Origin of the sequence: Paraburkholderia sp. BCC1885 (assembly GCF_900996235.1) — a bacterium.
Lineage (GTDB): Bacteria > Pseudomonadota > Gammaproteobacteria > Burkholderiales > Burkholderiaceae > Paraburkholderia.
In genome coordinates this window covers 256,532-282,369 of sequence record NZ_CAAJGM010000219.1, presented here as the reverse complement: position 1 = coordinate 282,369, position 25,838 = coordinate 256,532, and the positions used below count along the sequence as shown (strand labels likewise).

The following is a 25,838-nucleotide window of genomic DNA, read 5'->3' as shown; positions in this document are numbered from 1 at the left end:
TTACGTTATCGTCAACTTGAGCAAAGCGCAACCGTGGCGCGCGGCGGTGAAGTGACCACCCCGCCACGCGCCAGGCAACAAGACCGCCGCGAGACCGGCGCAGGAAACCCTCACCATGAATGCTCTCGAACACCAACTCGACTACCCGTTCAAGGACACCCTGCCGGAACCCGGCCACGCGTTCGAAGTGACGCCCGGCGTGTTCTGGCTGCGCATGCCGCTGCCGTTCGCGCTCGATCACATCAACCTGTGGCTGATGCGCGATGAAATCGACGGCCAGAAGGGCTGGACGGTGGTCGATTGCGGCATCGCTTCGGACACGATCAAGGCGAACTGGGAGCAGGTCTTCGACACGGCATTGGAGGGCTTGCCGGTGCTGCGCGTGATCGTCACGCATTGTCATCCGGATCACGTGGGTCTTGCGCACTGGGTCTGCACGGGCGGCGAGAAGCAGCGCTGGAACGTCCGGCTCTGGATGACGCTTGGCGAATACATGCAGGCCCGCGTGATGGCGGCCGGCGACGGCTCGACCGCCGGCGGCGCGGGCGCCGCGCGGCACTTCGCCCGGCACGGCCTGACCGACGAGGTGTCGCTCGACAAGCTGCGCAATCGCACGAACTACTACTCGAATCTCGTGCCGGCCGTGCCGGGCCAGTATCGGCGCCTGCGTGAAGGTCAGGATGTCGTGATCGGCGGCAAGCGCTGGCGTGTCGTGACGGGATACGGCCACTCGCCGGAGCACTGCGCGCTGCATAACGAAGCGGACGGCGTGCTGATTTCCGGCGATATGGTGTTGCCGCGCATCTCCACCAACGTGTCGGTGTTCGACATGGAGCCCGAGGGCAGCCCGCTTGCGCTGTATCTGGAATCGCTTGGCCGCTACGAGACGATGGCGGAGGATACGCTCGTGCTGCCGTCGCATGGCAAGCCGTTTCGCGGGGTCCGCACGCGCATCGCGCAATTGCGCGAGCATCACGACGCGCGCCTCGCCGAAGTGCGCGAGGCGTGCGCCGAGAAACCGCGCAGCGCGGCGGACATCGTGCCGCTCATGTTCAAGCGGCAACTCGACGTCCATCAGTTGACGTTTGCGATGGGCGAGGCGCTCGCCCATTTGCATCTGCTGTGGCTCGCGGGCGAATTGCAGCGCAGCGAGGACGCCGACGGGGTGATCCGGTTCGCGCCTACTGCACCGTCACCGTCGTAAAGTTCTGTCGCCCGAACGGACTGACGTGATAGCCGCTCACGTTGGTGCGCGTGATGGCCGCCGCGGTCGGATAACCGAGCGGAATCCACAGCGCCTGATCGTGAATGATCTGCTGCGCGGCTTCATACGCCTTGGCGCGTTTGGCCTGATCCGGCGTGGCCTTGCCTTCGGCAATCAGCTTGTCCAGATCGGCGTCGCAGAAGCGCGCGAAGTTGATGCCCGACTTCACCGCGTTGCAGCTGAACAGCGGCGACAGGAAGTTGTCCGGATCGCCGTTGTCCCCGGCCCAGCCCATGAACAGCGAATCATGCTGACCTTGCTTGGCCTCCTTGATCAGCTCGCCCCACTCGATCACCTTCACGTCGGCCTTCACGCCGATCTTCGCAAAATCGGCCTGTAGCAGTTCGGCGCCGGCTTTCGGATTCGGATTGAGCACGCTGCCGGTCGGACGAACCCAGACGGTGGTCGAGAAGCCGTTCGGGAAACCGGCTTCGGCCAACAGGCTCTTCGCCTTCGCCGGATCATACGGCCACGGCTTGACCGACTTGTTGTAGCTCCACGTGTTCGGCGGATACGGATTCACTGCCGCCGTCGCGGTGTTGTCGAACACGGTCTTCAGATACGTCGTGCGGTCGAACGCCATGTTTAGCGCGGCGCGCACCTTCTGGTTGTCGAGCGGCTTTTTTTCCGTGTTGAGCGCGACGAACGCGGTCATGAAGGCGGGCGTCTGCACCACCGCGAGCGACTTGTCGGTCCTGGCGTCGGCGATATCCTGCGGCTTCGGCGAAAGCGCGATCTGGCATTCGCCGGTCTTCACCTTCTGGGCCCGCACCGTGGCGTCCGGCGTGATCGCGTAGATCAGGCGGTCGATCTTCGGCTTGGCGCCCCAGTATGTCGGGTTGACGTCGTAGCGAATCACGGCGTCTTTCGTGTAGCTCTTCAGCACGAACGGGCCGGTGCCGATCGGCTTGGCGTTCAGGTCGACCTGCTTGCCTGCCTTGAGCAACTGGTCGGCGTATTCGGCGGAATAGATCGAGGCGAAGCCCATCGTGAGAATGGAGATGAACGTCGCGTCCGGCTGGTTCAGTTCGAACTTGACCGTGTTGTCGTCGACCTTCGAGACCGACTTGATCAGCTTGGGCAGACCCATCGATTGCGCATGCGGGAAGCCGCTCGCGCCCGTCACCTTGTGCCACGGATTGCTGTCGTCGAGCATGCGCGTGAAGCTGAAGACCACGTCGTCGGCATTCAGCGCATGGGTGGGCTTGAAGTAGTCGGTGGTCTGGAACTGCACATTGGGACGCAGATGGAAGGTGTAGGTGAGGCCGTCGGGGCTCACGTCCCAGCTTTGCGCGAGCGCCGGCACCGCCTTCTTCGCGGCTTCGTCATACGCGACCAGCGGGTTGAAAATCACATCCGCCGAGGCATTCGTCGTGACGAGCGAGTTGAACTGCACCACGTCGAAACCGTCCGGGCTCGATTCGGTACAAACGACCAGCGGTTTGGCCAATGCGAGCGCAGGCGCTGCGGCGAGTAGAGCGGCAACGACGGCGACGGGCAATTTAATGCGCATAGGATCTCCCTTAACAGGCGCGGGCACGCAAACGGCCCGCGCGGACCACCGGCTTTATTGTGATACGTTTTCGGGGCCGGCGCAGGGCATGCCCGCGCGATCCCGCCAGCGCGCAGCTTAGCGAAGGGTGGTTGTGCCGACAACAAACGAATCGGCATATCCATATGGAAACGGTTTTCTGCACGCGGTCGATGCGCTGAATGCCTTAACGGATCGCAACCCGTCTCAAGGCGGCGACGTCAATCGGCCGTGCGCGGCTTGCGCGGTGCTTTCTCGAAGGCGCGGTCGTAGATCCAGCGCGGCAGCACATGCAACAGCATGGCCACCACGCGCATCTGCCACGGATAGATCGCAAACGACTGGCCGCGCCCGATTGCATCGGCCACCTTGGCGGCGAAGCGGTCGGCATCCATCAGGAACGGCATGGGATACGGATTGTGCGCGGTCATCGGCGTGCGGATATAGCCGGGCGCGATCGTCACCACGTCGACGCCCTTGGGCCGCATCTCGACGCGTAAGGCTTCGAGATACTTGAATGCGGCAGCCTTCGAGGCGCTGTACGCGCCAGAGCCCGGCAAGCCGCGCACGCCGGCCACGCTCGCCAGGCCGACCAGCGCGCCCTTGCGCGCCGCCATCATGGCTGCCGCGAACGGCTCGAAGGTGGCGACCATGCCGAAGTAGTTGACGTCCATGACTTCGCGAAAAGCGTGCAGGTCGCCGTGGCCGGTGACCGCGCCTCGGCTGATGCCCGCATTGGCAATGACGATGTCGGGGCAGCCGTGGGCTTCGATGAACTGCGCGGCGGCGGCCGCCAGTGCATCCGCGTCGCGAACGTCGACGGGATAGATCGAGATGGAATGCTGGGGATGGGACTGTCTGAAGCTGGCGAGCGCGTCGCCGCGACGGGCGACGAGGCCGAGAATCGCGCCGCGCCGTGCATATTCGGCGGCGAGCGCGAGACCGATGCCGCTCGATGCGCCGGTGATGAAAACCTTCAGAGGGGTGCTCATACCGGCGCCGGGGCCTTACATCTTCTTCGCGCGGATCTGGGCGACCAGATAGTCGAGCACCTGCAGCGTGCCGGGCAGGCTGTTCGTCGCGGCGGGGCCGGTTTCATACTTGCCCTGCACGGCCAGCGTCGGCACGCCGTCGATCTTGTAGTCGTCGAGCAGCTTCTTGTCGCGCTGGATCTCGCTTTGCGTCGAGAACGAGTTGTACGCGTCCATGTACTTCTTCGGATCCACGCCGTTCTTGGCGAGGAATTTCTGCTGGTCTTCCGGCGTCAGCAGATAGTCCTTGTTGACGTGGATTTCGTTGAAGACGACCGGCGTGAGCTTTTCTGCGAGCCCGAGCGCGTCGAGCGCGTGGTACATCTTCGAATGCGGGATGAAGTCGTCGCGGAAGGCTACCGGCACGCGCTTGAACACGACGTCCGGACTTTGCTTCTTGATCCATGTTTCGAGGTACGGGTTGAATTCGTTGCAGTGCGGGCAGCCATACCAGAAGAATTCGGTGACTTCGATCTTGCCTGCGGGTACGTCGATGGGCTGCGGTTGCGACAGGACGGTGTAGTCCTTGCCGGCGACGGGCGCAGCCGGCGATGCCTCTACGGCCGCGCTGACGAGGCCGAGTGAAAGGAAGAGAATGCTCAGCAGTTTTTTCATGTCGAGGGGACCCAATTAGGCGGAATAACGGTGGCGTGGCGTTGCAGTGAAACGCATGGCTGTCACCGTTATGAGTGTGTGGCGGCAGGCCTCTGCCGTGCTTGAGACTCGCGCGGCACGCCGAGGTTCAGCGTGCCGCGTATGACGGCGTATTACTGCTTGGTAAAGCGGATCACGGCGGTGTCGACGCCGGCGTCGGACAGACGCTGACGTGCCGAATTCATGTCCTCGAACTTCGAGAACGGCCCGATGCGCACGCGATAGTACGTCACGCCGCCGGCATCGCGCTGCGTCACCTTCGATTCGAAACCCTGGAAGGCGAGGCGTGCGCGTTGCTGCTCGGCATCCGCGGAGGTCTTGTACGCGCCTACCTGGAGGAAGTAGCCGCTGTTCGCGTCAGCCGCCGACGGCGCTGCACCCGAGCCCGGTTTGGCGGCATTCGACGCCGCGTTGGCCGCCGTCGTGCCGGCTGGCGCGCTGGTGGCCTGCGGCGGCTTCTTCACCGTGCCGGACGCGGCGTTATCCTGTGCCGGCTGCGGCGCGACCGCGACGCCGTTCGCGCTGGACGAACTGGCCGGCGGCACTTCGACGATCTCAGGTTCCTGCAGCAGACCCGGCTGGCCCTGCGTTTGACCCTGCGGCGCGGTGTTCGGCGGTGCGGGTTGAGCGGCCTGCGGCACCGCCTGGCCCGGCGTCTTGCCTTGCAGCGGACGGTTCGGATCGTATTGCGCTTCGCTCGCGCTGGTGTCGGACGCGGCGGGCGGCGCCACTTTGGCGACAAACGGCGTAGGCGCCCGGGTGATATATAGCGCCACCACTACCGCGATTGCCAGGCCGACAATCAGGCCCAGTACGATGCCGAGAAAAGTGCCCCCGGTTTGCTTCGACTGCTTCGTTGTGCGGCGTGGTTTTGCCATCGTATAAATCACCTGCAAAAAGAATCCTGGAACGGCCGTCGATTATAACGACGGCCGCATGCATGTCGTGCCGGAGGACTTACATCTTTTCGGGAGCAGAGACGCCGATCGTCGCAAGGCCGTTTGCCAGCACCTGGCGCGTGGCGGCGAGCAGGGCGACGCGCGCGTTGCGCTGCGCTTCGTCGTCGACCAGGACGCGTTCGGCCTTGTCATTGTAGAACGAGTGGAATTCGCCCGCGAGGTCACGCAGATAGAAGGCGACCGCGTGCGGCGCGAGTTCGTCGGCGGCGTGCTGCAGCATGTCGGGGAATTCCGCCAGCTTTTGCAGCAGCGCCATGGCGCGCTCGCTGGTGAGCAGCGACACGTCCACCTTGGGCAGGATCGCCTCGTCGGTGCTGTAGCGCGTCTTCGCTTCGTTGATGACCGAGCAGATGCGGGCGTGCGCGTACTGCACGTAATGCACCGGATTTTCGTCGTTCTGCTTGAGCGCGAGGTCGATGTCGAAGACGAATTCCGTATCCGCCTTGCGGGAGATCAGGAAGAAGCGCACGGCGTCGCGGCCGCGGCGGATCGTCGCTTCGTCGAGCAGCTCCGGCGATGTCTCCGAGCCCAGCGTGGCGCCGCCCGACCATTCGATCAGATCGCGCACAGTCACATAACTGCCCGCGCGCTTGGAGATTTTCACTTCCTGGCCATCGCGCATCACCGTGACCATCTTGTGCAGGATGTAGTCGGGATAGCCCTTCGGAATGCCGATGCCCAAGCCCTGCAGGCCGGCGCGCACCCGCGCGATGGTGCCGTGGTGGTCCGAGCCCTGCACGTTGATGACCTTGGTGAAGCCGCGTTCCCACTTGGCGACGTGATAGGCGACGTCCGGCACGAAGTAGGTGTAGGTGCCGTCGGTCTTGCGCATCACGCGGTCTTTGTCGTCGCCGTCGTCCGTGGTGCGCAGCCACAGCGCGCCTTCCTGCTCATAGGTCTTGCCCGCGGCGATCAGCGCGGCCACCGTCTTTTCGACGCGGCCTTCCGAGTACAGCGACGATTCGAGGTAATACTGATCGAACTTCACGCCGAAAGCCTGCAGGTCCATGTCCTGCTCGTGACGCAGATACGCCACAGCAAAGCGGCGGATGGCGTCGAGGTTCTCGACGTCGCCTTCGCCCTTGACCGCATCGACATCTTTCGCGGCGACGGTCTCGCCATTCATATAGTCGCGCGCGATGTCGGCGATGTAGTCGCCGTTGTAGGCCGATTCCGGCCAGCCCGCGTCACCCGGCTTGAGACCCCGTGCGCGCGCCTGGGTGGAGACGGCCAGCGTATGGATCTGCACGCCGGCATCGTTGTAGTAGAACTCACGATGCACGTCGTAGCCTTGCGAAGCGAGCACGTTCGAGAGTGCGTCGCCCAATGCCGCCTGGCGTCCATGGCCGACGTGCAGCGGACCGGTGGGGTTGGCCGAGACGAATTCGACCAGCACGTGCTTGCCGGTGTCGCGTTGCGAGCGGCCGAAGGCTTCCTTTTCCGCGAACACGGCGCCGATCACCGCCTGCTTGGCAGCGGGCGCGAGGCGCAGGTTGATGAAGCCGGGGCCGGCTACTTCGGCACTTTGCACGAGGCCCTGAGCCTGCGGATTGGCGGTGAGGGCATCGACGATCTGCTGGGCGAGCTGGCGCGGATTGGCGCGCAGCGGCTTGGCCAGTTGCATGGCCACGTTGCAGGCGATGTCGCCGTGGGCAGCGACTTTCGGGCGCTCCAGCGTGATGGCGGGGCTGACAAAGGCGGCTTCGGCGGCGCCTTGGGTTGCCTCTACGACCTGCTGCACGGTGTCGGCGAGCAGTGATTCGAGTGTCTGTTTGTGTGCGGGCAGCATGCTTGTTGCGAGTCCAGTGAGGCAGTGCGGTGAAACGGGAGCGGCCGCGATGGGCCGTGCGGTCCGCGATCCAGCCTGACGCGGCGCGCTTTTCCGTCAGGACGGATTTTAGCAGGTGCTAATATGTCCAATGAGATGCCCACCAAGGGCCGTGGCCGCCGCCTCGTGCGAGCGAGTCAACGAAGCCCGCGCAGACGGTTGTTCCACGGCTGTCGGCGCGTAATCCAACAAGATAAAAGGGAACAGTCATGCTGATTACTTTCAAGTGCCGCGCCGCTCCGGATGTGGTGATGCTGGAAAACCTGGCGCAGTATCTGGTCGGCATCGTCGGCAAACGCCTTGGCGAGCGTGGAGTCATCATGCACGACGAACTCGGCGAGGCGATTACCAAGCTGGAATCGGCGATCAGTTCGGATAAACAGGAGCGCGCCGAACACGACGGCCACTTCCACGAAGGCGAAGACGGCCACGATCATCACGAGATTCCGATTGGCCTTGCGCAACGCGCGTTTCCGTTCCTCGACATGCTGCGTGCGGCGCAGAAGGACGGCGCGGATATCATGTGGGGCGTCTGAGCGCGGTCTACCTGCGCCCGGAATGGCGCGGCGCGGTAGCCGGGCGGCTTTCCTCAGACCAGACCGCACGCCTCGCGCAACGCCGCCTCACGTATCAGGATGACCAAAGACAAGAGCCCGCTCGAAGCGGGCTCTTGTCTTTTATGCGGCTGCATAAGGCGGATGTGGGTGCAATTGTCCGGGCAGCGGACGGCGCGTTCCGGCGGGAAGTACGAAGCACGGCCGGCGCGCCCGCCATCTGGAGCGCCGACCGGCGCGTCGCGAACTTACTGGCTGGCCGCCGCCGCAGCCGCGGGCGCCGAAGCACCCTTTTTCATCTTCGCTTTTTTAGGCTTCTTGACGTGCTTCTGGGTCGGCGGCGAGTAAGAACTGACCGAACTGCTCCCGGCCGGAGCGGCCGTCTGGGCGAAGGCGACCGAAGTACCGGCTGCAAGCGAAAGACCAGCCAAAACCAACGTCAGCTTTTTCATGCGAGTTTCTCCGTTGACGGTTGCAAGTAGTTGAGCCGACGCGTTTTATGGCCGCGTCTGGCAGGTAAAGCGCTTGCAGTCTACAAAGCCGAAAACCCGCCTGCTTGAAATATTCAGCCTTACGTTTTCAATATAGTGGGGGGCCGGTCGACGCCCCGTCCGGGCGGTATTCCGGCGCCGCCGCTTATAACAGTGGCGCGAGCGCCCGCTCGGCGTCCTGCTTCGACAGCGCCATCCGCTGCGCATAGTCTTCCAGCTGATCCTGGCCGATCTTGCCGACCGAGAAATAGGTGCTGTCCGGATGCGCCAGATAGAAGCCGGAGACGCTGGCCGCGGGCAGCATGGCGAGCGATTCCGTGACGCTCATGCCGATCTCGTCCGCGCGGAGCACCTCGAACATATCGCGTTTCACGAGGTGATCCGGACAGGCCGGGTAGCCGGGCGCCGGACGAATGCCGCGATACTTTTCGCCGATCAGGTCGTCGTTGGAGAGCGTTTCGTTCGACGCGTAGCCCCACAGGTCGCGCCGCACGCGCGCATGCAGCGCTTCGGCGAAGGCTTCGGCGAAGCGGTCGGCGAGCGCCTTCAGCATGATCGCGCTGTAGTCGTCGTGATCTTTTTCGAACTGCTTTTCCTTCGCGTCGACGCCCAGGCCCGCCGTGACCGCGAACATGCCGATATAGTCCGCGACGCCCGACTCCTTCGGCGCGATGAAATCGGCAAGCGACCGGTTCGGCCGCATCACGCCGTCCACCACCGGCCGCACGCTTTGCTGGCGCAGATTGCGCCACGTCAGCGCGACTTGCGAGCGCGCTTCGTCCGTGTAGATTTCGATGTCGTCGTCGTTGACGGTGTTGGCCGGCAGCATGACGAGCACGCCGTTGGCCTGCAGCCAGCGGCCCTGGATCAGACGCGCGAGCATCGACTTGCCGTCCGAGAACACGCGCCGCGCCGATTCGCCGACGATCTCGTCGTTGAGAATCGCGGGATAGGGGCCGGCCAGATCCCAGGTCTGGAAGAACGGCGCCCAGTCGATATAGTTCGCCAGCTCGTTGAGGTCGAAATTCTTGAAGACGCGCCGGCCGATGAACTTCGGCTTGACCGGCTGGTAGTTCGCCCAGTCGATCTTCGTCTTGTTGGCGCGCGCTTCGGCAAGCGTGACCATGGGCTGCGCCTTCTTGTTGGCGTGCTGTTCGCGGATGCGTTCGTAGTCGGACTTCAGCTCGTCCAGGTACTTCGTCGCGCCCTCGTCGGAGAGCAGGCTGGAGGCCACCGAGACCGAGCGCGACGCATCCGGCACGTACACCACCGGCCCTTCGTAGTGCGGCGCGATCTTCACGGCCGTATGCACGCGCGAGGTGGTGGCGCCGCCGATCAGCAGCGGAATCTTCTTGATGCGGAAGTAGTCGTCGCGCTGCATTTCCGAGGCGACATAGGCCATTTCTTCGAGGCTCGGCGTGATCAGGCCGGACAGCCCGATGATGTCCGCCCCTTCGACCTTCGCTTTGGCGAGGATGTCGTTGCACGGGACCATCACGCCCATGTTGACGACTTCGAAGTTATTGCACTGAAGCACCACCGAGACGATGTTCTTGCCGATGTCGTGCACGTCGCCCTTGACGGTGGCGATGACGATCTTGCCCTTGGCGCGCACGTCGGCGCCGGCTTCAGCCATCAGCTTCTTTTCTTCTTCGATGTACGGGATCAGATGCGCGACGGCCTGCTTCATGACGCGCGCCGACTTCACCACCTGCGGCAGGAACATCTTGCCCTGGCCGAACAGATCGCCGACGATGTTCATGCCGTCCATCAACGGACCTTCGATCACGTTGATCGGCCGGCCGCCTTCAGCGGCGATCCGCGCGCGAACTTCTTCGGTGTCCTCGACGATGAAGTTGGTGATGCCATGCACCAGCGCATGCGAGAGGCGCTTCTCGACCGGCTGGTTGCGCCACTCGAGGTTCTCTTCCTTTTTCGCCGCGCCGGTTTTGAACTTGTCGGCGATTTCGAGCAGGCGGTCGGTGGCGTCGTCGCGGCGATTCAGCACCACGTCTTCCACGCGCTCGCGCAGTTCCGGATCGAGGTCGGCATACACGCCGAGCTGGCCGGCGTTGACGATGCCCATGTCCATCCCCGCCTGGATCGCGTGGTAGAGGAACACGGTGTGGATCGCTTCGCGCACCGGATCGTTGCCGCGAAACGAGAACGACACGTTCGACACGCCGCCACTGATCTTCGCGTAAGGCAGGTTTTCCTTGATCCAGCGCGTGGCATTGATGAAGTCGACCGCGTAGTTGTTGTGCTCTTCGATACCGGTTGCAACGGCGAAGATATTCGGGTCGAAGATGATGTCTTCGGGCGGGAAGCCCACTTCGTTGACGAGGAAGTCATACGAGCGCTTGCAGATTTCGGTCTTGCGCTCGTAGGTGTCGGCCTGGCCTTTTTCGTCGAAGGCCATCACGACGGCTGCGGCGCCATAACGGCGGATCAGGTTTGCGTGATGACGGAATGCTTCTTCGCCTTCTTTCAGCGAGATGGAGTTGACGATCGCCTTGCCCTGCACGCACTTCAGACCCGCTTCGATCACTTCCCACTTCGACGAGTCGATCATGATCGGCACGCGCGCGATGTCCGGCTCGGACGCGATCAGATTCATGAAGCGGACCATCGCCGCTTTCGAATCGAGCATGGCCTCGTCCATGTTGACGTCGATGATCTGTGCGCCGTTTTCGACCTGCTGACGCGCGACCGCGATGGCGTCGTCGAACTGGTCGTTCAGGATCATGCGGGCGAACGCCTTCGAGCCGGTCACGTTGGTGCGCTCACCGACGTTAATGAAAAGCGTCCCGGATGTGACGTTGAACGGCTCGAGGCCGGCAAGGCGCATGGTGTGATCGGTCATGGCGTGTGTGCGGTTCGGTTGCGTGCGTCTTTTACTGTAACGGTAGCGGGCGGCGGTACTGCTCAAGCCGCGTCGCGGTACTGGTTCGGCCATTTGCGGGGCTTGATTTCGGCCACCGCTTTCGCAATCGCCGCAATATGCTCCGGGGTCGTGCCGCAACATCCGCCCGCAATATTCACGAGCCCAGCTTCGGCAAACTCTTTCAGGAGCCCTGATGTATCCGCGGGCAATTCATCGAAGCCCGTATCGCTCATCGGATTGGGCAGGCCCGCGTTCGGATAGCACGACACGTAGGTGTCGCACAGCTTGGCCAGCTCCGCAATGTACGGACGCATCAGCGCCGCGCCCAGCGCGCAGTTCAGGCCGAAGGTAAGCGGTTTCGCGTGACGCAGCGAGTTCCAGAACGCCTCCACCGTTTGCCCGGACAGAATGCGGCCCGATGCATCGGTGACGGTGCCCGAGATCATGATCGGCAGACGTTCACCGGTGTCCTCGAACAATTCGTCGAGCGCGAACAGGGCCGCCTTGGCGTTCAGCGTGTCGAAAATCGTTTCGACGAGGAACAGGTCCGCGCCGCCGTCGAGCAGTGCCTTGGCCTGCTCGTAGTAGGCAGCTCGCAGTTCGTCGAAGGTCACGTTGCGCGCGCCCGGATCGTTCACGTCGGGCGAAATGCTGGCCGTCTTCGGCGTCGGTCCGATGGCGCCCGCGACGAAGCGCGGCTTGTCGGGCGTCGAGTATTTGTCGCAGGCCGCGCGCGCGAGCTTCGCCGATTCGAGGTTCATCTCGACGGCAAGCTCTTCCATCCCGTAGTCGGCCTGAGCGACGGTGGTTGCGCCGAACGTGTTGGTTTCAATGATGTCGGCGCCCGCCGCCAGGTACTGCTCGTGGATCTCGCTGATGATCTGCGGCTGCGTGATCGACAACAGTTCATTGTTGCCTTTGATGTCGCGGCCATAGTCTTTGAAGCGCTCGCCGCGATAGCGGGCTTCATCGAGCTTGTAACGCTGGATCATCGTGCCCATTGCCCCATCCAGAATCAGGATGCGCGATTGCAACAGCGCGGGCAGCGTCGCGCCGCGCGTATAGGCGGCGTGACGGGCTGAACTGACGGTGGGGGCGGGCTGGTTCATGGCAGAAGTGGGCTTGCGCCAGTTTTTTCAGGAAACCTGTCATTGTAGCCGCTGCGCGACGGCCTCGCCGGCCGGGAGCGCGCGATAACAGGGCGTGTATGGACCGTGGGCAGCGGCGGCGAGGGCCGAAAGCGGTAAAACATGCCGTCTCGCCGCGTCCCGTCACGATGCTGCCGCCCATTGCGCTCACGAACGCGCGTCGCGAAAGCGGGCGCCGAGCAAACAAAAACCCCCGCCGGCAAGCCGGACGGGGGTTTCTAGTACGTGTCGCCGTGGCGTGCGTGTGTTAGTGGAGAATCACCGGTTGATGCATCAGGCTGTCGAACTGGCCGAGGAATTCGTCGACTTCGTCAAGCGACGGTTCTTCTTCGATCAGCTTGGTGACGTGCTCGCGAAAGCGTGCCGCCATTGCGCCATCGATGTAGATCTCGCGTTGCATGTTCTTGTCAACGATCTCGTAACCACCTGACTTCATGGCGAGGGGACCGTCCTGCGGCGGGAACTCGACGACACAATAGTTGGGGCTGTTGTAGATCATTTGCATGGCGACACTCCTTATTTCCGTTGGCTCCTGGCCATTCCTGCGCCATAGGTGGAGCGTATGGTGTGGAATTCAAGGGGTGGGTCCGGAGTGACGCTGGTAAAAATCCGGACCTTCACGTTAGACCCGTGCTTCGAGAAACGTTTCAAGCAGCGCAGCAAAACGGTGAGACTGTTCGATCGGTGCCAGATGTGCCGCATCCAGCAGTTCGTATTGTGCGCCCTGAATCGATTTCGCGATGAATTCTGTTGCAGCAGGTGGCGTACCTGTGTCGTGGCGGCCCGCAACCGCCAGCGTAGGCAGACGAATCCCGCTCAGATGGTCATGCAGGTTGAAATCCCGCAATGCCTCGCAGGCGAGCGCGTAGCCTTCGGGCGGCGTGTGCAGCAGGACCTCGCGGATCGGTTCGACGGCTTCGGGATGGGCCGCCTGGAAATCGGGCGTCAACCAGCGGTCCAATGTCGCAGGGACGAGCGAGGCCATGCCCTCGCGACGCGCGGCGGCCGCGCGCTGATCCCAGATGGCGCGGTGCTCCGGGACGGTGCCGGCGCCCGTATCGGCCAGGGTGAGTGTATCGACGCGCGACGGATGGTCGAGCGCGAACTGCTGGGCGATCATGCCGCCCATCGACATGCCCACCAGATGCGTATGCGGGGCGCCGAGCGCCTCGAGCAGCGCGGCGAGGTCGTGGGAGAGATCCGCGACGCTGAACGGTTTTTCAGGCACGGCGGTGTGTCCATGGCCGCGCACGTCGTAGCGCAACACGGTGAAGTCGTCGCGGAAGTAGCCGGCGAGCTGGTCCCATACGGACAGGTCGCCGCCCAGTTGATGGATGAAGGTCAGCCAGGGGCCGCCGCCTTCGTTGCTCAGAACATAGCGCGTGTCGATACCGTTGATGGTCACTTGCATGCAGGCTCCTTCAGAGGTCATGCGGTGGCAGGGCGGTGTGGCGTGCGTCGTTTCTGCAATAAACGGTGCTTTGCTCGCAGCACTGTTGCGCCGTGGTCAATGCGCGCAGCAAGTCATGTTCCCATCGCGTGTTTCCGTTCGTGCAGACGAACGACGCCGCTTTTGGTGCGAGTCGAATCGGGAACGGAAGTTTCGATGGGGCGTCGAGTGGGTGCTCGATTTTATGGTTGGGTTGGGGTTGTCGCAGAGGCAGGGGCCGGATCGGACTCGGGGGCGGGCGGCACGGCGGGGCTTGCGGGCGACGCGGGGGTTGCATCGGCGGGGCCGGTCGCGGGGGGCGCGGACGCATCGGCGGGTGCTGCGGTTGTGCCGGGATTGGGCGTGCCGGCGGCGTCAGCGGTGCCAGGCGCCTGGCTGGCGGCCGGGTTGTCAGACGAAGTCGCAGCAGCAGAGCCTGCGCCATTGCCGCTCGGGGCCGTGAGCGGCCCGCTCCAGACGAGTTGCACTTCGGTGCCGTTCGGCTCGGTCTGCAGGATTCGCGCGGGCAGCCAGCCGAGCGCCGGCGCGAGCCACACGTCGATGCGCCGCTGGTCGCCGGCGTGGCGCGGCAGGCGCATGAAATGACGCGTGTTGATATAGCCCTGTTGGGTGCGGATCGTTTCGTCGCCGATCGTTTCAATCGGCCAGATTTCGCCGCTGTCGTTGTCCACGACGAAAAACTGACGCGTGACGCCCGGCTTGTAGGCATTCGGATCGCCGCGCACGAGGCTTGCCAGTTGCATCACCATGCTGAAACGGTCTTGTGCGCCATCGGTGAGCGGGAGGGTCGCGGGTGTTTTCGTGAAGGCGATCTGCCTGGTGGTGCGGTTGAAGATCGCCACGTCTTCGGCGCGATGGCCGCGTTTTTCGATGTACTGATCGGGCGCGAGGCCGAATGCGTCGACATGGCCATGGCTCGAATAGCTGAACGTGCCGACGAACGGCACGGGTACCGATACGACCATGTCGTAGGTCTTGCCGTCGCTCGACCAGTGGATGGTGCCGGGCTGATTGCGCACGCCGTTATAGAACGTGTCGAACTGCAGATCGCCCGATGGCGGCACGGAGAATTTCACGCCGGGCGCGGCGTGCGCGGCCGGGGCTGGCGCGCTTGCCGCGACGGCGGCGCTGGCGGCGGCTGAAGCGTTAACCGAAGCGGATGCAGCCGCCGCCGCGCCCGCAGCGTCGGAAGCGGCCTCGGCAGCAGATGCCGGGGCAGGCGCCGCGACAGCCGACGCGGCGGCAGAACGCGTAGAAGTCAGTACATGCTCGCGCGGCTTGCTGACGGTGGCCGTGGCTGCATGCTCGCGCGGTTCAGCCGCCGGCCGTGCCGCGGTTTGATCCGGATTGCGTTCGATTCGCTCGGGCGTCAGCAGCGCGATCTGCACCGGTACGTGCGCCGGATTCCCGGACGTGAAGGTCGCGCGATTGCGTTCCACCCACTGCGCGGCGACCCAATGCAGGCAAAGCACCACCGCGAGCACGACGAGCCAGCGCCACACGCGCGGACGCTGTTGCGTCGCCCGAGGCTGGGCGGGATCGGAACGGCTGACGGCGGATGGGTACGACATCGGGCAGAAGGCTTCGGGCGGATCAAAAAAGTTGGCTAATGCGGTGCGTCAGACGAAGGCCTGCGCGGACACGGTGCACTGGCGCGGCGAACGGGTTCGACCGCCGGGCCGCCGCCGATGTTCCGCGGCAATATCGCAGCAAAGCCGCGCATCAAGCCTGATGCAGCAAAGCCAACAGCAAGCCTGATGCAGCAAAGCCAACAGCAAGCCCCCTCGCAACAAAAACTCCACATCCTAACGCGGCGTCCGACTGTACCCCAGTTCGTACGACAATTTACGCGCACACTCGCGCAGCGCCGTATCGACCTCACCGTCCCAGCGGATATCGAAGGCGCCCTCGTGGCCGAGCGCGATCAACCCGAGCGCGAGATCGCCGGTCGAATCGAACACCGGCATGCAGAAGGCGTGGATTGTCGGCAGCAGCATGCCTTCGACGCGCGCCGCCTCATGCGTGCGGACGTCCGCGAGGACATGCTCCACCTCTTCGGGCGTGCGCGGTCCGCCCGCGTGCCGCGAACGACGCGAGTCAGCCAGTTCGCGCCCGATCATCGCGGCGGTCTTGCTGGCCGGCAGATAAGCCGCGAACAGCAGGCCGGTGGCCGAACCGAGCAGCGGCATGACGTCGCCGAGCTTGAGCGACGCTTTGGCGGGGTGGCTCGATTCCATCCAGTGCACGACGGTCGGCCCCTGGTTGCCCCACACGGCGATGCCCACCGTCAGGTCGAGCCGGTCGCGCAGTTCCGACAGCGCAATCCGCGCGAGCTTCACGCCGTCCACGCGCGCGAGCCGCGCGAGGCCCAGTTGCAAGGCGAATCCGCCCAACTCGTAACGTCCGGACAGCGGGTCCTGCGCGACCACGCCGAGGCGCAGGAAACTCACCAGATATCGATGCGCCTTGGCGGGACTCATGCCGGCGCGTTGCGCGAGATCGCGCAGCATCATCGCGCGCGGCTCGTTGGTCAGCACGTCGAGCAGCCGAAAGCCCACCTCGATCGACTGGATGCCCGAGCGCAGCTTCTCCTCGCCAGAGTCGGCGGCCTCGGCGGCGTCGTCGTCCGCGGGGTCGAGCGGGACCGGCGAGGCGAGCGGATCGGCGGCGGTGAAAGCGGAACGGGCAATTGATGAGGGCATTGGCAGGGCGCACGGAGCGCGAATCGTGAGTCTGAATTGGCGAACTGCGGTGACGGACCGGGTGGCCCATTTGGGCCGTGGCGATTCACCATCGTAGAATAGATTCCCTCTATCGTCACCAATACGGCTCATTCCCTATGAAACTTGCCACGCTGAAGGACGGCACGCGCGACGGCCAACTGATTGTCGTGTCCCGCGACCTGCACTCCGCGGCCATCGCCGATGCGATTGCGCCGACGCTGCAGCGCGTGCTCGACGACTGGACCTTCTACGCGCCGCAACTCCAGGATCTGTACGACGCCCTCAACCAGGGCCGCGCGCGCAACACCTTTGCCTTCGACGCGAAGGACTGCATGGCGCCGCTGCCGCGCGCCTTCCAGTGGGCCGACGGCTCGTCGTACGTCAATCACGTCGAACTGGTGCGGCGCGCGCGCGGCGTCGATATGCCGCCGGAATTCTGGACCGATCCGCTGATGTACCAGGGCGGCAGCGACGACTTCATCGGCGCACGGGACGACGTGGTGTGCGCCTCGGAGGCGTTCGGCATCGACTTCGAAGCGGAAGTCGCGGTGATCACCACCGACGTGCCGATGGGCGTCACGCCCGAGCAGGCGCTCAAGGGCGTGCGGCTCATCACGCTCGTCAACGACGTGTCGCTGCGCAACCTGATTCCGGCCGAGCTGGCAAAGGGTTTCGGTTTCTTTCAGAGCAAGCCGGCCACGTCGTTCGCGCCGGTCGCCGTCACGCCCGACGAACTCGGCGAGCATTGGCGCGAGGGCCGCGTGCACCGGCCGATGATCGTCCACTGGAACAGCAGGAAAGTCGGCCAGCCGGACGCCGGCACCGACATGGTGTTTCACTTCGGCCAACTGATCGCGCATGCGGCGAAGACGCGCAACCTTCGAGCCGGCGCGATCGTCGGCTCGGGGACGGTGTCGAACAAGGACGCGAAGCGCGGCTACTGCTGTATTGCCGAGAAACGTTGCCTTGAGACCATCGAGCACGGCGCGCCGCAAACCGAGTTCATGAAATACGGCGACACGGTGAAGATCGAGATGTTCGACGAAGCGGGCAAGTCGATCTTCGGCGCGATCGAGCAGGGCATCGCGCCGCTGGATGGGGCGCATTGAGTTCTGACCTATCGGACTGACAGCCATGTCTCACGAAGCCACGATCGACGACCCCGCCTTCTACGCGCATTACGAGTCGCTGCGCTTGCGGCGGCATCCGCATGGCGTCCTCGAAGTCATCATGAGCGGCGCGGGCGCCAACCGTAGTGCATTGTCCACGGCGGATGCACGCATGCATTACGAGCTGGCCGAAATCTGGCGCGATATCGACCGCGATCCCGACACGCGCGTGGCGGTGATTCGCGGCGAAGGCAAGGGCTTCTCGGCGGGCGGCGATCTGCAACTCGTCGAGCAGATGGCGACCGACTTCGAGGTCCGCACGCGGGTCTGGCGCGAGGCACGCGACCTCGTCTACAACGTGATCAACTGCAGCAAGCCGATCGTCTCGGCGATGCACGGACCGGCCGTCGGCGCGGGCCTGGTGGCAGGCCTGCTCGCCGATATTTCGATTGCGGCGAAAAGCGCGCGCATCATCGACGGTCATACGCGCCTGGGCGTCGCGGCGGGCGATCACGCGGCAATCGTCTGGCCGCTCCTGTGCGGCATGGCAAAAGCCAAGTACTACTTGCTGTTATGCGAGCCGGTGAGCGGCGAAGAAGCGGAGCGGATCGGCCTCGTGTCGCTCGCCGTCGACGAAGCCGATCTGCTGCCCAAAGCCTTCGAAGTGGCCAGGAAACTCGCTGAAGGTTCGCAGACGGCGATTCGCTGGACGAAGTATGCGTTGAACAACTGGCTGCGTTCGGCCGGCCCGGCTTTCGATACCTCGCTCGCACTCGAATTCATGGGCTTCGCCGGACCGGATGTGCGCGAAGGCGTGGCGTCGTTGCGTGAGCGGCGCGCGCCGCATTTCCACGACGGGCAGGCAGGCGCCGGCCACGCGGCAGGCGTTCACCCGGCTGGCGGCCACGCCGCAGGGGAAACGCCCGGCGACGAATCCGCCTGATTCAGCCGCGGCGCGTCACGGCGCACACGGTATGATCCGACACAAACGTGTGTGGGCCCGAGCCCATTCCATTCCTGTCTGCTGCGAGGAGAACCGCATGACCGATATCCCTGGCTCCACGCCGCCCTTTCCCGGATTTCCGGGTTTTCCTCCCGGCGAGATGATGGACCGCATGTGGGACATGATGCGGCTCTCGCCGTTCGGCGCGGCCTTTCAGGGCGCCCCGGCGGGCGCGGCGCCGGGCCTCGGACCGTCGCTTTCGATGATGTCCGACATGATGGCGCCGCTCACCAACGTCGAAGAGCTCGACAAGCGCATCACCGACATGCGCGCCGTCGAGCAGTGGCTCAAGCTGAATCTGAACATGCTGCAATCGGCGATTCAGGCGCTGGAAGTGCAGCGCGCCACGCTGGCGACGCTGCGGGCGTTCGGCGCGTTCGCGCAGCAATCGATGGCGCAACCGGCGGCCACGAAACCTGCGACCGAGAAGGCGCGTCCTGAAACACCTCGTTCCGCATCGTCGGCGGGGGCATCGGCGTCGTCCGCGTCGGCTGCGCCGCGTGCCGAAGCCGCGGGCGACGCTGAACCGCAAGCCGGTGAGAACGCTAACGCGGCAGGCTTCGATGCCGGTGCCTGGTGGAATCTGTTGCAAGCGCAGTTCAACCAGATCGCGCAGTTTGCGATGACCCAGCCTGCGGCTGCCGCCGCGCCAACCGGGGGCGATGCGCCGCCCGCCGATTCCGCCGCGGCTTCCGCCGCTGCTTCGAGCACGGCAGCCTCATCCGCGAAGGAGTCCGCAACAAAACGGACGCTCGCCGCCAAATCGACGAGCGGCACGGCCAGCCGGCCGCGCGCCGCGAAGAAGACACCATCGAAGCCCGAATAAGGGAATCCGAGGTCACCGAAAAGATGCTGCGGGCCAGCGCCCGCGCGCGCCGCCAATCGAGCCGGCGTGCGTGGGCGCGCCGGCGTCAAGCACGCGCGGCACGCGCTTTGCAACCGTCTTCGTCACAGGCAGAACACGGACGTTCGCTATTGTATTGAGGTCGATCAAAGGCCAGTGCGGTTGTGACCCGGAGGGAACGCAGAGCCGTCAGGACCGCGTGATATCATGGCGCAAGCATGTTTGGCCCTTGGGCGCGCCCCGAAAACAACCAATCCGACGCCCGCTTGCCACCGGTTTATCCGGCGCAGGGGCTGGATAGCGGCTTCCATCTGGCAGGCTGCACCGATTGCGTTGGCTAGGTTCGCGCATGGGTGGCCTCGTGGCGCAAGACCGGGTTGTCGGCGGTCGCCCACATGCCGCAGGACTTCTTTACTGCCCGGTGCATCTGGGTGGCTGATTCCCGCGTAAAATTCAATGCTTGGCTGCTCGCGAACGCGTGTGTTTCGTTCGCCATTAGCAAGAGTAGTAAAAGACACAAACAGACGTCGCAATGCGCAGAACAGGGGTGGGACTATGAACACCATGCTTTATCCGGAACTTTATAAATCGCTCGAATCCGTTCGATGGGACATGGAGAAAGACATTCCCTGGGACAAGTTCGATGCATCGCTCCTGACCGACGAGCAGGCCAAGACGATCAAGATGAACGCGATCACCGAATGGTCCGCGTTGCCCGCAACGGAAATGTTCCTGCGCGACAATCATCACGACAGCGATTTCTCCGCGTTCATGAGCGTGTGGTTCTTCGAAGAACAAAAGCACTCGCTGGTGCTGATGGAATATCTGCGCCGCTTCAAGCCGGAAATGTGTCCCACCGAAGAAGAACTGCACGCTGTGCGCTTCGAATTCGATCCGGCGCCCCCGCTCGAAACGCTGATGCTGCACTTCTGCGGCGAAATCCGTCTGAATCACTGGTATCGCCGCGCGGCCGAATGGCACACGGAACCGGTCATCAAGGCCATCTACGAAACCATCTCGCGTGACGAAGCCCGTCACGGCGGCGCGTATCTGCGCTATATGAAGAAGGCCATGACGAATTTCGGCGACGTCGCGCGTGCTGCGTTTGCCAAGATCGGCGTGCTAATGGCCTCGGCCCGCCGCACGGAAAAGCCGCTGCATCCGACCAACCTGCACGTCAATCAGGCACTGTTCCCGCGAGACACCATCCAGTCGCGCCTGCCCGATCCGGAATGGCTCGAACGCTGGCTCGACGAACAGATCCGCTTCGACGACGGCTGGGAGAAGAAAGTGGTCGAGCGCATTCTGCACAACCTGTCCATTCTGTTCGAACGCACCTTCAACACGGCGCAGGAACTGAACCGCTATCGCAAGGAAGTGGTGACGCGCCTGCAGGCCGATCAGAAGTCGGCCGAGCAGCCGGCCTGACGGCCACCGCGCGTTGCGCAGCGGCGCGAGGCGTCCCGTGACAGATAACGCACAAAACGTGTGAAAGAACGGCCCGACAGGTGCAAGCCTGCCGGGCCGTTTGCATGATTTCTCTTTTCTTCGATTCCCCATGGCCGCCACTTTCGAACGCAAGCTCACAACCCGCGACGCCCTCGCTCAACTGCGGCCTTCGCTCACCGGCCCGGTAGTGTTCACGAACGGCGTGTTCGATATCCTGCATCGCGGGCATGTCACCTATCTGGCCGACGCGAAAGCGCTCGGCGCGTGTCTGATCGTGGGGGTGAACAGCGACGCGTCGGTGCGCCGGCTCGGCAAGGGCGACGACCGGCCGATCAACAACGAAGCCGATCGCATGGCCCTGCTGGCGGCATTGGAAAGCGTCGATTGGGTGGTGTGCTTCGAGGAGCAGACGCCGGTGTCGTTGATCGAAGCGCTGCATCCCGACATCCTGGTGAAGGGCGGCGATTACGACATGGACAAGTTGCCCGAGTCGGCGCTGGTGCGCGGCTGGGGCGGTCGCGCGCTGGCGATTCCGTTCGAGCATGACCGCTCGACGACCGCGCTGCTCAGGAAGGTTCGCGCGCAGGGTTAAGCGGTGAATTGAAGCCGCGGATCGAAGCGGCAGCGGCCCCTCGCGGGTTCACTGACTTCGTCTTATCCGCTTTTACTGCTTCAGCTTATTGACCAAGCTCCGACGCGGCAATCGCCGGCGCCGGGGCGGGGCCGCCCACCACGGCCTGATCGGCCGCTTCGGCCGCCGAAACCGGCTGCACCCGCAGCGTTTCCGGATGCAACTGCCGGTTCAGATGACCCGGCTCGCGTGCGCCCGCGTAGGGCAGCGGGCCGAACATGCCGCGCAACGCCGCGAATGCGAACAGGTTGGCAAGCAACAGAATAGCGATCAGCCAGCGCAGCATCGTTGGAGTCTCCGTTTAAAGGGGGCGGCGTGCATCGGGTGCGGGGCTCAGCCGGGTTGGACCTCGCCGCCAGCTTCGGCGGCGATCAGTGCAAGTCCCGACAGCACGAGCGAATCGTGGCGAGTATGCGGCACTTTGAGGGCCGCTGTCACTTCATCCGCGGCGCCGCCGCCCACCACGAGCCGCACCGGCACGCCCCATGCGGCCTGCAGGTCATGCCACATCCGTTCGACCAGGCCGGCCTGCGCCAGCGCGCAACCCGCCGACAGCGAGCGCGGCGTGTCGGTGGCGAAGGACGGGCCAAGGTATTGGCTGCCGGCTTGCGTGCCGTCGCCGCCTGGCGTGGCGCTGGCGCCAGTTCTGGCATCGGCGCGCGGCGTCAGCAGATCGCGCGCCGCGTCGGCATCGAGCGTGGGCAGTTGCGCCGTGTGCTCGCCGAGCGAACGCATCATCAGCGACCAGCCCGGCGCGATCAAACCGCCGACGAACACCCCATCCGCCCGCAGCGCTTCCAGCGTGGTGGCGGTACCGAAGGTCGCGATCAGCAGCGGCTCGCCCGGAAACGCCGCATGCGCGCCGATCAGCCCGGCCCAGCGATCGCTGCCGAGCGCCGACGGCGTCGTGTAGCCATTGGTCACGCCGCATTGCTGCGCGCGGGCGCGGATGGTCGTGCGCGGCAGGCCGGGCCATTGCGCGTCGAGCAAGGCAGCAAGACGCTCGGCGACGGCCGCGCCGGCCACGTTGGATAGCCAGGCGCTGGCTGGGCGCGGCAGTTGCGACCAGTCGGGAGCAGCGACGCCAACCGCGCCTTCGGCCGCGCCGCCGTGCGCAAACGCCCCCGCATGGCTCTGCGACCCATCCGCCTGCACGAGCGCCCACTTGACGCGGCTATTGCCCGCATCGATCAGCAGAAAAGGCGCGCCGCTCATGCTGCGGCGTCGGCCAGGCGCAACGAGACGTCGCCGGTGGCAATTGCCTCGCGTCCCGTTGCCGTGTCGAGTAGCAACTGCCCGCTGGCGTCGACGCCGGCCGCCACGCCGCGCGTGATTTCCACACCTTGTTCGAGCAGCACCACTTCGCGGCCTGCGTAGGCGTGACAGGCGTTCCAGCGTGGCTGGAACGGCTCGAAGCCGTCCGCGGCGAAGCGTTTGAGCGCGGCTTCGAGCGCGTTCAGTTCGGCGGCGAGGGTATCGGTCAGATTGGCGTTCGGCAACGCGCGCGACAGTGCGGTGGGCGCCGTGCCGCGTGCCTGCGGCGGCAGGTCGGCGTTCAGCGCGCCGAGCTTCGCGGCCAGTTCGTCCGCGCCCCTCACATTGGTGCCGATGCCGATCACCACCGCGCTCGCATAGTCGGTGCTCCAGGCCGTTTCGATCAGGATGCCGGCCAGCTTGTCGCCTTCCAGCAGCACGTCGTTCGGCCACTTGAGGGCGATCTGCCCGGGTCCCGCGACCGGCAGCGAGCGCAGCCCGTCGACCAGCGCCACGCCCACCGCCAGACTCAAACCCGCGAGTTCCTCGAGCGGCCGCGGCAGCACGCAGGCTACCGAAAACAGCAGTGCATTGCCCGGCTCGGCATACCAGTTGCGGCCGCGCCGGCCGCGCCCGGCGGTTTGCAGATAGGCCACCCGGACGATCGGCCGCGGCAGGGCGTTCGAGCGGCGCGGCAGCGCCTTCACGCGCGCCATCAGGTCGGCATTGGTGGAGCCGGTCTCTTCGACGATTTCGATTGGCCAGTCGTGCGCGTGCGCGCCGAACAGCGCGACGGCGCGATCCCGGTCGATGCGCCAGTCGTCAGCCGGGCCAGCAGGCGCGCCAGGGGGTAATGAGGACTTGGAAGCTTTCATGCCGCGTATTGTAGCCACAGGCACCGCGTGGGCACACGCGAGACCCACCCGAGACCCACCTGGAGTGCACAAGGGGCCGCCCCTGCGCGCCGCGTTCGTTACAATGGCCCTGATCCGACAACCAGAATCCAGCGATCCTTGAACTACGACACTCCGCCCGGCCTTGAAGTCGCGGCAGGCAGCCAAGGCAAGATCGTCCGGCTCTCCGGCCAGTGGACGGCGCTCGCGCTCGCACGCGACCGCGCCACCGGCAAAGTGGTGCCCCGTCTGCGTTCGCTCATCGGCGTCGAGGGCATGCACTGGGACCTGACGCGCATCGAGCGTATGGATCACGTCGGCGGCCAGGCGCTGTGGCGTGTCTGGGGCCATAAGCTGCCGCCCCAGCTGGCAGAACTGAACGATACCCAGCGCGATATCTTCCAGCGCATCGCCTTGCTCGATTCCATGCGCGACACGCCCGAACCGGTGGTGCGCTTCGATCCGTTCACCCGCCTCGGCCTTGCGCTGTTTTCCTTCTTCGAACATCTGTACGGCGGCATTGCCATGCTCGGGCGCGTCGTGCTCGATCTGCTCGCCATCGCGCGTAATCCGAAGATCACACCGTGGACGGAAATCTCCGCGAACGTCTATAACGCCGGCGCCAGGGCGCTGCCCATCACCGCGCTGGTGGCGTTCCTGATCGGCATTGTGTTGAGCTATCTGTCGGCGCAGCAATTGCGGCTGTTCGGGGCGAATCAGTACATCGTCAACATCCTCGGGCTTTCGGTGATCCGCGAACTCGGGCCGGTGCTTTCGGCGATTCTGGTGGCCGGCCGCTCGGGCTCGGCGATCACGGCGCAGATCGGCGTGATGCGCGTCACCGAGGAACTCGACGCCATGCGCGTGATGGGCATTCCCCATGGCCTGCGGCTGATCCTGCCGCGCGTGCTGGCGCTCGGCGTGGCGATGCCATTGCTCGTCATGTGGACCAACATCATCGCCCTGCTGGGCGGCGCGCTTTCCGCACAGATCGTGCTGGGCATCGACATGGGTTATTTCTTCCGCGCGCTGCCGAGCGTGGTGCCGATCGCCAACCTGTGGATCGGCCTCGGCAAGGGCGTGGCGTTCGGCATGCTGATCGCCATCGTCGGCTGCCATTTCGGCTTTCGCATCAAGGCGAATTCGCAGAGCCTCGGCGAGGGCACGACCACCTCGGTGGTGAGCTCGATCACCATCGTGATTCTCGCCGACGCGGTGTTCGCCATGCTGTTCCAGAACGTGGGGCTCGGATGAGCGCGCCGCTTGCCCAATCCGTGCGCGGCCAGCCGCTGCCGTCGATTGCCGAACCGGTCATCGAGGTGCGCGATCTCACCAAGCGCTACGGCCGCAACATCGTGCATCAGCACCTGAACTTCGAGGTGCGGCGCGGCGAGATCGTCTCGATCGTCGGCGGCTCGGGCTCCGGCAAGACCACCCTCGTGCGGCAGATCCTCGGGCTCGAACGGCCGTCGTCGGGCACCATCAAGCTGTTCGGCGAAGACCTTTCGACCATCTCGCCCGAGACCGCGCTGCTGATGCGCAGCCGCTCCGGCATGCTGTTCCAGCGCGGCGCGCTGTTTTCGTCGCTGTCGGTGTTCGACAACATCGCGCAGCCGCTGCGCGAGCTTGGCAAGATTCCCGACGACCTGCTGCGCGACATCGTCATGCTTAAGCTCGAAATGGTCGGATTGCCGTGCAAGCATGCGTCGAAGATGCCGTCGGCGCTGTCGGGCGGCATGATCAAGCGGGTCGGCATCGCCCGCGCCATCGCGCTCGAACCGGAACTGCTGTTTCTCGACGAACCGACCGCCGGGCTCGATCCGCAAGCCTCGGACGAATTCGTCGAACTGGTCAGCACGCTGCATCGCGCGCTCGGCCTGACCGTCGTGATGGTGACGCACGATCTCGACACCATGGTCGCGCTGTCCACCCGCGTCGCCGTGCTGGCCGACCGCAGGGTGCTGGTGGCGGCGCCGGTCGAAGAGGCTGCGGGCGTCGATCATCCGTTTATCCGCGAATACTTCCTCGGCCTGCGCGGCCGCCGCGCGCTCCAGGCGCTGCCGCCGGAGCGGCGCGCCAGGCTGCCGGCCGCGGCGCTCGAACCCGCGTCGTCCGAACTGCCGCTGTGAACCAGGGAA

General features: G+C 64.8%; 24 protein-coding genes. 9 read left to right on the top strand and 15 right to left on the bottom strand.

Features of this window, described 5'->3' with window-relative positions:
• Window positions 1-115 precede the first annotated feature (115 nt).
• Window positions 116-1,204, top strand: coding sequence for an MBL fold metallo-hydrolase (locus tag FQ755_RS25900; RefSeq protein ID WP_144157850.1), 1,089 nt, complete (start codon window positions 116-118; stop codon window positions 1,202-1,204).
• On the opposite strand, the gene FQ755_RS25895 is transcribed toward FQ755_RS25900, so the two are convergent.
• From FQ755_RS25895 to argS, 5 genes are all read right to left on the bottom strand, one after another.
• On the bottom strand, window positions 1,182-2,777 hold the full coding sequence (locus tag FQ755_RS25895) for an ABC transporter substrate-binding protein (RefSeq protein ID WP_144157849.1): 1,596 nt from the start codon (window positions 2,775-2,777) through the stop codon (window positions 1,182-1,184). The two genes, FQ755_RS25900 and FQ755_RS25895, sit on opposite strands and share 23 nt — an antisense overlap.
• 239 nt (window positions 2,778-3,016) lie before the next feature.
• Window positions 3,017-3,787: an SDR family oxidoreductase gene (locus FQ755_RS25890; RefSeq protein ID WP_144157848.1), complete on the bottom strand. Its 771-nt coding sequence runs from the start codon at window positions 3,785-3,787 to the stop codon at window positions 3,017-3,019.
• 15 nt (window positions 3,788-3,802) lie between these two features.
• Complete coding sequence (locus tag FQ755_RS25885) at window positions 3,803-4,441, bottom strand: thiol:disulfide interchange protein DsbA/DsbL (RefSeq protein ID WP_144157847.1); 639 nt, start codon at window positions 4,439-4,441, stop codon at window positions 3,803-3,805.
• A gap of 152 nt (window positions 4,442-4,593) precedes the next feature.
• Window positions 4,594-5,376, bottom strand: coding sequence for an SPOR domain-containing protein (locus FQ755_RS25880; RefSeq protein WP_144157846.1), 783 nt, complete (start codon window positions 5,374-5,376; stop codon window positions 4,594-4,596).
• A 61-nt stretch (window positions 5,377-5,437) separates the two neighbouring features.
• Complete coding sequence (argS, locus tag FQ755_RS25875) at window positions 5,438-7,228, bottom strand: arginine--tRNA ligase (protein WP_144157845.1); 1,791 nt, start codon at window positions 7,226-7,228, stop codon at window positions 5,438-5,440.
• Window positions 7,229-7,476: 248 nt separating this feature from the next.
• Between argS and FQ755_RS25870 the strand changes: the two genes are divergently transcribed.
• Complete coding sequence (locus FQ755_RS25870; protein WP_144157844.1) at window positions 7,477-7,803, top strand: DUF1840 domain-containing protein; 327 nt, start codon at window positions 7,477-7,479, stop codon at window positions 7,801-7,803.
• Between the two features lie 266 nt (window positions 7,804-8,069).
• Here the strand turns inward: FQ755_RS25870 and FQ755_RS25865 are convergent, their stop codons facing one another.
• From FQ755_RS25865 to FQ755_RS25835, 7 genes are all read right to left on the bottom strand, one after another.
• Window positions 8,070-8,273, bottom strand: coding sequence for an acid-shock protein (locus FQ755_RS25865; RefSeq protein ID WP_144157843.1), 204 nt, complete (start codon window positions 8,271-8,273; stop codon window positions 8,070-8,072).
• 184 nt (window positions 8,274-8,457) lie between these two features.
• Window positions 8,458-11,241: a methionine synthase gene (gene metH, locus FQ755_RS25860; protein ID WP_409937677.1), complete on the bottom strand. Its 2,784-nt coding sequence runs from the start codon at window positions 11,239-11,241 to the stop codon at window positions 8,458-8,460.
• A complete protein-coding gene (locus tag FQ755_RS25855) occupies window positions 11,238-12,305 on the bottom strand; it encodes a homocysteine S-methyltransferase family protein (protein WP_144157841.1) in 1,068 nt (355 codons plus the stop codon). Before FQ755_RS25855 ends, metH begins: the two co-directional genes overlap by 4 nt.
• A gap of 286 nt (window positions 12,306-12,591) precedes the next feature.
• Entirely contained in the window at window positions 12,592-12,849 is a 258-nt protein-coding gene (locus tag FQ755_RS25850; protein ID WP_074263200.1) for a DUF3567 domain-containing protein, read from the bottom strand.
• A 117-nt stretch (window positions 12,850-12,966) separates the two neighbouring features.
• Window positions 12,967-13,755 (bottom strand): alpha/beta fold hydrolase, encoded by a 789-nt coding sequence (locus FQ755_RS25845; RefSeq protein WP_144157840.1) that lies wholly within the window; start codon window positions 13,753-13,755, stop codon window positions 12,967-12,969.
• Window positions 13,756-13,976: 221 nt separating this feature from the next.
• Window positions 13,977-15,365, bottom strand: a complete 1,389-nt coding sequence (locus FQ755_RS25840; protein WP_144157839.1) for a DUF3108 domain-containing protein — start codon at window positions 15,363-15,365, stop codon at window positions 13,977-13,979.
• 234 nt (window positions 15,366-15,599) lie between these two features.
• Window positions 15,600-16,496, bottom strand: a complete 897-nt coding sequence (locus tag FQ755_RS25835) for an IclR family transcriptional regulator (RefSeq protein ID WP_144157838.1) — start codon at window positions 16,494-16,496, stop codon at window positions 15,600-15,602.
• Between the two features lie 137 nt (window positions 16,497-16,633).
• On the opposite strand from FQ755_RS25835, the gene FQ755_RS25830 reads away from it, so the two are divergent.
• The 5 genes from FQ755_RS25830 to rfaE2 all read left to right on the top strand — a co-directional run bounded on the left by FQ755_RS25830 (window position 16,634) and on the right by rfaE2 (window position 21,514).
• Complete coding sequence (locus tag FQ755_RS25830; RefSeq protein ID WP_144157837.1) at window positions 16,634-17,626, top strand: fumarylacetoacetate hydrolase family protein; 993 nt, start codon at window positions 16,634-16,636, stop codon at window positions 17,624-17,626.
• Between the two features lie 25 nt (window positions 17,627-17,651).
• Complete coding sequence (locus FQ755_RS25825) at window positions 17,652-18,569, top strand: enoyl-CoA hydratase/isomerase family protein (protein ID WP_260858859.1); 918 nt, start codon at window positions 17,652-17,654, stop codon at window positions 18,567-18,569.
• A 97-nt stretch (window positions 18,570-18,666) separates the two neighbouring features.
• Complete coding sequence (locus FQ755_RS25820) at window positions 18,667-19,455, top strand: PhaM family polyhydroxyalkanoate granule multifunctional regulatory protein (protein ID WP_144157836.1); 789 nt, start codon at window positions 18,667-18,669, stop codon at window positions 19,453-19,455.
• A 573-nt stretch (window positions 19,456-20,028) separates the two neighbouring features.
• Window positions 20,029-20,901, top strand: a complete 873-nt coding sequence (locus FQ755_RS37850) for a ferritin-like domain-containing protein (protein ID WP_144157835.1) — start codon at window positions 20,029-20,031, stop codon at window positions 20,899-20,901.
• A 130-nt stretch (window positions 20,902-21,031) separates the two neighbouring features.
• Window positions 21,032-21,514, top strand: a complete 483-nt coding sequence (gene rfaE2 / locus FQ755_RS25810; protein ID WP_144157834.1) for a D-glycero-beta-D-manno-heptose 1-phosphate adenylyltransferase — start codon at window positions 21,032-21,034, stop codon at window positions 21,512-21,514.
• Between the two features lie 85 nt (window positions 21,515-21,599).
• On the opposite strand, the gene FQ755_RS25805 is transcribed toward rfaE2, so the two are convergent.
• From FQ755_RS25805 to FQ755_RS25795, 3 genes are read right to left on the bottom strand one after another with little or no spacing between them, the layout of a single operon-like run.
• Complete coding sequence (locus FQ755_RS25805; RefSeq protein WP_144157833.1) at window positions 21,600-21,839, bottom strand: hypothetical protein; 240 nt, start codon at window positions 21,837-21,839, stop codon at window positions 21,600-21,602.
• A 47-nt stretch (window positions 21,840-21,886) separates the two neighbouring features.
• A complete protein-coding gene (locus tag FQ755_RS25800; protein WP_144157832.1) occupies window positions 21,887-22,768 on the bottom strand; it encodes a type III pantothenate kinase in 882 nt (293 codons plus the stop codon).
• Entirely contained in the window at window positions 22,765-23,682 is a 918-nt protein-coding gene (locus FQ755_RS25795) for a biotin--[acetyl-CoA-carboxylase] ligase (RefSeq protein WP_144157831.1), read from the bottom strand. The genes FQ755_RS25800 and FQ755_RS25795 overlap by 4 nt, the downstream gene beginning before the upstream one ends.
• A 138-nt stretch (window positions 23,683-23,820) precedes the next feature.
• Between FQ755_RS25795 and FQ755_RS25790 the strand changes: the two genes are divergently transcribed.
• Window positions 23,821-24,954 (top strand): MlaE family ABC transporter permease, encoded by a 1,134-nt coding sequence (locus FQ755_RS25790; RefSeq protein ID WP_144157830.1) that lies wholly within the window; start codon window positions 23,821-23,823, stop codon window positions 24,952-24,954.
• Window positions 24,951-25,829: an ABC transporter ATP-binding protein gene (locus tag FQ755_RS25785; RefSeq protein ID WP_144157829.1), complete on the top strand. Its 879-nt coding sequence runs from the start codon at window positions 24,951-24,953 to the stop codon at window positions 25,827-25,829. The genes FQ755_RS25790 and FQ755_RS25785 overlap by 4 nt, the downstream gene beginning before the upstream one ends.
• The last annotated feature ends 9 nt before the right edge of the window (window positions 25,830-25,838 follow it).